The 5,919-nt window shown below is 61.4% G+C and carries 4 protein-coding genes and 2 pseudogenes; all 6 read left to right on the top strand.

From position 1 onward, the window contains the following. Window positions 1-850 (top strand): annotated as a pseudogene (locus ACTHNR_RS11880) (hypothetical protein); the annotation flags it as partial. A gap of 11 nt (window positions 851-861) precedes the next feature. Further along, window positions 862-2,244 carry an Imm72 family immunity protein gene (locus tag ACTHNR_RS11875; RefSeq protein ID WP_440547816.1) on the top strand — a complete coding sequence of 461 codons (1,383 nt, stop codon included), beginning with the start codon at window positions 862-864 and terminating at the stop codon, window positions 2,242-2,244. A gap of 4 nt (window positions 2,245-2,248) precedes the next feature. Continuing rightward, window positions 2,249-2,446, top strand: a complete 198-nt coding sequence (locus tag ACTHNR_RS11870; protein WP_440547814.1) for a hypothetical protein — start codon at window positions 2,249-2,251, stop codon at window positions 2,444-2,446. Between the two features lie 77 nt (window positions 2,447-2,523). Next, window positions 2,524-2,775, top strand: coding sequence for a PAAR domain-containing protein (locus ACTHNR_RS11865; protein ID WP_440547813.1), 252 nt, complete (start codon window positions 2,524-2,526; stop codon window positions 2,773-2,775). Beyond that, entirely contained in the window at window positions 2,729-5,563 is a 2,835-nt protein-coding gene (locus ACTHNR_RS11860) for a type VI secretion system Vgr family protein (protein ID WP_440547812.1), read from the top strand. The genes ACTHNR_RS11865 and ACTHNR_RS11860 overlap by 47 nt, the downstream gene beginning before the upstream one ends. Next, a pseudogene (locus ACTHNR_RS11855) lies at window positions 5,560-5,919 on the top strand (hypothetical protein); the annotation flags it as partial. The gene ACTHNR_RS11860 and the pseudogene ACTHNR_RS11855, both read left to right, overlap by 4 nt.

The following is a 5,919-nucleotide window of genomic DNA, read 5'->3' as shown; positions in this document are numbered from 1 at the left end:
GGTCGAGGGCACGTGGTCGGAGATCACGGTGGGCGCGGGGACGGTGCGCACGCGCGAAGCGGAGGGGCGGTTAGCGGTTGCGGCGCGGGAGGGACAGCAGGCGCTGCATCCGGCTGCGAAGCTCGCTGATTATCGGCATGTTGAGGGGTGGCCGGATTTGAGAGATGGTAGTCACAAAAAGACTAACAAGAAAACGAAAGCGGTTACACATGAAACCATCGAATCCTTCAGTCGCGGGCAACCCATTGTTGCGGAGACGCTTAGGCCGGGAACCTACAGCCTGGCCCGTGTAATCGATGCGACAGAACGGGAGACGAAAGATGGGTACATGAGGACCGGTCGGCTCTCGATGTCGACCAAGCGATCGCAGTGCTGGTTGCCGCGTATGCCAAAGGATGGTAGCGAGTGGCGCGAGAAATGGGCGGTTGTTCAGGACTGGAACCACAACGGCGCATTTGTCGAACTCACACATATTCCGACCGCTGACGAGTTGAACGCCGCTGGCGTTGCAGTGCCGCAAGGCTGGAATGGATTACGCGTATGGCGTGGACATGTGTCGAGCCAGTACGACGCGGAACTGGGCCGGTATCTGGCGGGCGGTGAAACGCAGCTCGTCATCGATTTCAACCATCCGCACAACAAGGTGCTGGAGCCTTACGTGAAAGGACTGCTTGCGCAGCCGACGCGCTGGACCGACGCACTGTTTGGACCGGCTGACCGGGCGGCAGTGCGCCCATTAGGCGAATATGAGGTCGCGCCCAAAACCGTACCGCAGGGCTACACGACCCGAGCACCAGCGGCGGTTAGTCATACGGAGCAGGATCGTAACGGCGCCGAATCGCAACGTTGAGGAAAACCGGGATGTCAGTTTTTACCTATATGGCGGGGCGCAACGACGACGCGGCGCGCGACCGCACGTTCTACTTGTTGAAGAAGTACACAAGCGCGACGCTACTGCGTCGGGCGATCGACGTCTATGCGGAGTTCTTGCGCGATTTCGAGGATGCGATCAAGAAGCCGGAGAACGTGCGTCTCAATCTCATTGGGCAACCGATCGATTTTGGCGAGGACCTCAAGCGCTTCTTACGATTTCTGCAGCCGATGGAGTACGCGAGGCCGCTGTTGACCGATCCAGCGCGCAGGCCTGAGGCATTCGTGATGCTACGTGACGCACTCGACTTCAGCGCTTATATTTGGGGGCGCCGCTATGAGGAGCGCGAGGCTGGCGAGCCAGGAACCTTGTTCTACGAGCTGGGCTATCGATGGAATCCTGAGGATTCTACGGGCACTTTCGGTAAGGCGAATCTGTCCGGCACACTGATTTCTCTGTTACTCAGTACGCTCAATAAGGCTGCACAAACCTACATGAGCGAGCCGTTGTGGAAAGCACGTTCAGTGATGTGCTGGACCTACGAGAGCATCTTTTTCGATGATCTTCCGTCCAATTATGTCCCGCCGATCGTATTCCCTGAAAAAGTACCGCCCTGCCCGCCCCGCAACGAAGAAAGCGAAGGCCAAGTATGGAGCGGTCAAACGATCCCGATAACGGGAATCTGGGAGCCATGGTCACTCGATCCTAATGTGGGCGTTCGTTGCCCGAACTACTTCCTCGCCGGCGACACCGCAAGCCAATACCAACTCGAGGGCACCGAAACCCTAGAAGACGTTCGCTGGCGCCTGATCTGGGAGGACACACGCTATACGAGCGGTGGCATTCCCATCGAAGAATCCGATTACTTCGCGCCCGAGCAGCTGGCGGTATTGGGCATACGCTCCCGTCTCGCCCGCGCCGGCACGACCTGTCCCGAGAGTGGCGATTGGTACTCGCCGCAACTGAAGAAGCGCCAGCGCGTGGAACACGGTGAGCCCATGCCCGGTCCCGAAACCACGCGCTGGAATGACGACGTGATCTGGTACCTACGGATCGTACCGCCCGAGCCGATCCCTGAACCTGAAGACGATGTCATCGCCAGGCTGGGCTACAACCCGGTGGTCGAGCCCAAGCCGCTCTACTGTAGGCCGCGCGAGATCTGCCCGAGGACAGGCGTGTGGGTGCCGATCGTGCCCAAGGACATCGAAGGCTACGACGAAATCTACTATCCGGGCACCCCTGCGCTAATGCCCCTCTTTGCAGAGCAAGGCAAACCGATGATGCGTCTTCGCACGTACTCGAAAGAGGACGAGGCCCGCGTCATGTGGAAGTGGGTTGGTGAAAACGGTGAATACTGGCGAGGAGAGGATTGAGACAATGCCGATCGTGCCCGACGACATCATCGGCTATGCGCGCATGAACTTCCCCGGCAGTCCAAAGTTCGAGCCCCTGTACGTGGAACAAGGCACACCGATGATGCGTTTCGGCGCTTACACGCCGGAGGACGAAGCGCGCGTCGTCTGGAGATGGATCGGAGAGAGGGGCGCCTACAGAGGCCGGCGAACCGCACTTTAAGAATATTCCTACATCGCTACTTTAAAGGTGAAGCTAAGGTCTTCCGTTCGATAGACAGTCGAATGCTCCCATAGCTCATGAAAGACCAGCAAGGCCGCGACATGGCTCGCCTTGGCGATCCGACCGATCACGGCGGCGAAATCATTGAAGCCGCCGACGACCTCAAACATCTCGGCATCGGCGTGGCGTTGGACGGCCACGGCGTGCGTTGTCCGAAGTGCGGTGGCGTGTTTCCGCTCATCGCAACGGGCAAGCGCCTGCATCACGGTCGGCGCGTCGGCTATGTCGGCGACAGAACCGAATGCGGCGCCACCATCGTGCGCTCCTGAACGCGAGGCGCACGAGCATGCTGAAGAACACCAAGCGCGCACGCTATCCATCGCCGGCGCCGCACTTCCCACCTATTCCCTCGATGGCCTGCCCGTATTTGTCCCGGTACGAGTGCAAGGCAGTGAAGCCATCGGCCGAATCGACGCGTGCAGATATCTCGTCACATTGCGCACCGACGATGCGTACGCCTTTTCACCGAGCGTCACCGCGAACCTCGATCTGGACAAGGTTGTCGGCACCGAAGTAACCCTCTCGATCCAGCTCGAAGGCAAGGGAGAGTTCGTGCCCGGTGTGCCGGGCGGCGCAGGATTAGGAAACATCGGCGCAGGCGTGCGCGAGATCACGGGCCTCGTCGAGGCCGTTCGCATTGCCGGCGAAGATCGCCATTCGATCCTGTACGAGCTCGAGCTGCGTCCGTGGTTGTACCGCGCCACGCTAACGCAGGACTGCCGCATCTTTCAGGATATGAGCGTCATCGAGATTACCGATGCCGTGCTCGCTCGCTACCCCTATACGGTCGACAAGCGGCTGGCGGGCGTTTTCCGCGGCATCTATCCGAAACGCGATGTGCAGCGCCAGGCGTTCGAATCGGATTGGGCATTCCTGCAACGTCTGTGGGAGGAGTGGGGGATCTGGTGGTGGTTCGATCATGACAACGGCTTTCATCGCCTCGTCTTATGCGACACGATGGGCGGCCACCGCCGCCACGGCCCGGCCTATGAAACATTGCGATACCTGCCGCCCAGCGGCAAACGCATCGACGAGGAGCATATCCACGCGCTGTCTGTGACGAGCCGGCTCACGCCCGGGCGCGTGAGCGTGGTGGACTACGACTACACCCGTCCTCGGGCGAATACGAGGGTCACCGAAGAGAATCCGCGCGCAACGGGCAGTGCGGACGGTGAGATCTACGACTGGGGTGATTACGGCCAGCCGCTTGCGGGCGCGCAAGGTCTGGCCGGCGAGCCGAACGACATCGATCGTGAGGCGCGGCATTTTGCGCGCGTGCAGCTTCAAGCGCAGCGATGCGCCGGGCTGCGCGCGCACGGCAAAGGCAATCTGCGCGGGCTGAGGGTTGGGTATACCTTCGAGCTGACAGGCTACCCGCAGCAGGCAGCGAATCGCGAATACGTGGTGGTGTCATGCGCTTTCGACATCGAGGACATCGGCGATCGTGCGGGAGCTGGGCGGGCGTATCGGTGCGAAGCGGAATTTGAGTTGTTGCCCTCCAATGAGCCGTTCCGGCTCGCGCGAAGCATGGAGAAGCCGCGCCTTAGCGGGCCGGAGAAGGCGATCGTGGTCGGCCCGGCCGGGCAGGAGATTTGGACCGACAAGCTTGGGCGGGTGAAGGCGCAGTTCGCGTGGGACCGACATGGCAAGCTCGACGAGCATGCCGGCATTTGGCTGCGTGTGCTTTCGCCGTGGCAGGGCGTGGATATGGGCGCCACGTTCATCCCACGCATCGGCCACGAAGTAGCGGTGATGCATTACTACGGCGATCCCGACCTGCCCGTGATCGCTGGTAGTCTTGTCAATGCATTTCGCGAGCCGGCGTTGAACCTGCCGGACAATCACGCCGTATCGGTCTTGCGTGGACGGGAGCTCAAAGGCGGGGATTCCGGGCATGTGGCAATCGACGACACGCAGGGGCAAATTCAGACGCAGATCACTAGCGATGCGGGTACATCGCAACTGAGCCTGGGCAACATTCGGCGCATCCTACCCAAGAAGGGCCGTGCGGACCCACGTGGCCAGGGTTTCGATCTTCGCACCGATTACTGGGGTGTGGTGCGCGCGTTGAAGGGCCTGTTCGTCACCACGGACGGGCAGGCCGGTGGCCCGGGCCACGCGAAGGATGCGCGCGAGGCAGTGGCGCGATTGACTCAGGCGCGCGACGTGCAGGAAAGCCTTGCGGATCTCGCGCAGCATCACGGTGCGCAGCTGCGGCAGGCGGACCAAAGCGAGGTCGCCCGCAAGATCAAGAAGCAGAACGACGCCATTCGCGGTGGCGCCGCCACGCCCGATCAGCCATTTCCCGAATTCTCGAGCGCCGATATGGTTCTTGCCAGTGCCGATGGCGCGGCGGTGACGGCGGCTCGCAGCGTGCATGTCGCGGCTGGCGAACATATTGCGCTCACCAGCGTCGGCCATATCGCGATCGCCGCCGGTCGTTCCATATTTGCGAGCGTGCGGGAGACGTTTTCGCTGTTCGCGAAGAAGAGTCTGTCGCTGATCGCCGGCACAGGGAAGGTCAAGATCCAAGCTCAGCAGAACGACGTTGAGATCATCGCGAAGCAAGTGCTCGAGTTGATCAGTACGTCCGACAGCATCCGCCTGAGCGCCGCAAAGAACATCGAACTGAAAGTCAACAACACGACCGTCAGGCTCGGGCCCGATGGATTTGAGGTGCTGACGATTGGCAAGTGCCATCTTCGCGCGGGCGATCTTCAGTCGTTCGGACCACAGGCGGAGCCGCTGAAGTTGCCGGGGTTCGTCTCGATGGATGACACACGCGGGCTAACGCGCGCCTATCACGACGACGAGCCCGTGCAGGGTGCCCGGTTCGATATCGACTATGACGACGGCAGCCAATACAGCGCGCTGCTCGACGCCGCCGGGCATGCCGATCTGACGCATGCGCCCGATGGCAATGGGCTCATACGGTTTGGGGCCGACGAGCGCGACTGGCAAGCGAAAGTGGAAGACGCCAGTCGCATGCATGCCGCGAAATGGAGCGAGTACGACTTCGCGGCATCGGCCAACAAGAACAGCAAACGACCCCTATGAGCGAAATCACGAGTCTGAATCCCGCGGAAAACAGAATTGGCGCGATCGAGGTGGGCGCGCTGATCTGGGACCACGCGGTGAGCGCGACGAAATGGACAGGCGGCGCATTGGCCGGCGAGTTCGCGCAAAAGCAAACGACTGGGCAGATCGTGTTCGACGCGATTTTGAGCATGTTCCCGCTGCTGGGCGAGGGGACAGCAGCGCGCGACGTCATTGCGATCTGCCTGCGGATGAGCGATGACCCGAGCAAAGCCGAGGACCGCTGGGAGTGGATCAAGCTCGTGCTGTGCTTGCTGGCGGTGGTGCCGGTGCTGGGCGGGGCGCTCAAGGGCGTGGGCAGGCTGGTGATTCGAGCG

The organism is Trinickia sp. (genome assembly GCF_051954495.1).
Lineage (GTDB): Bacteria > Pseudomonadota > Gammaproteobacteria > Burkholderiales > Burkholderiaceae > Trinickia.
The sequence above is the reverse complement of the archived record's forward strand: the minus strand, read 5'-3'. Positions and strand labels throughout refer to the sequence as shown.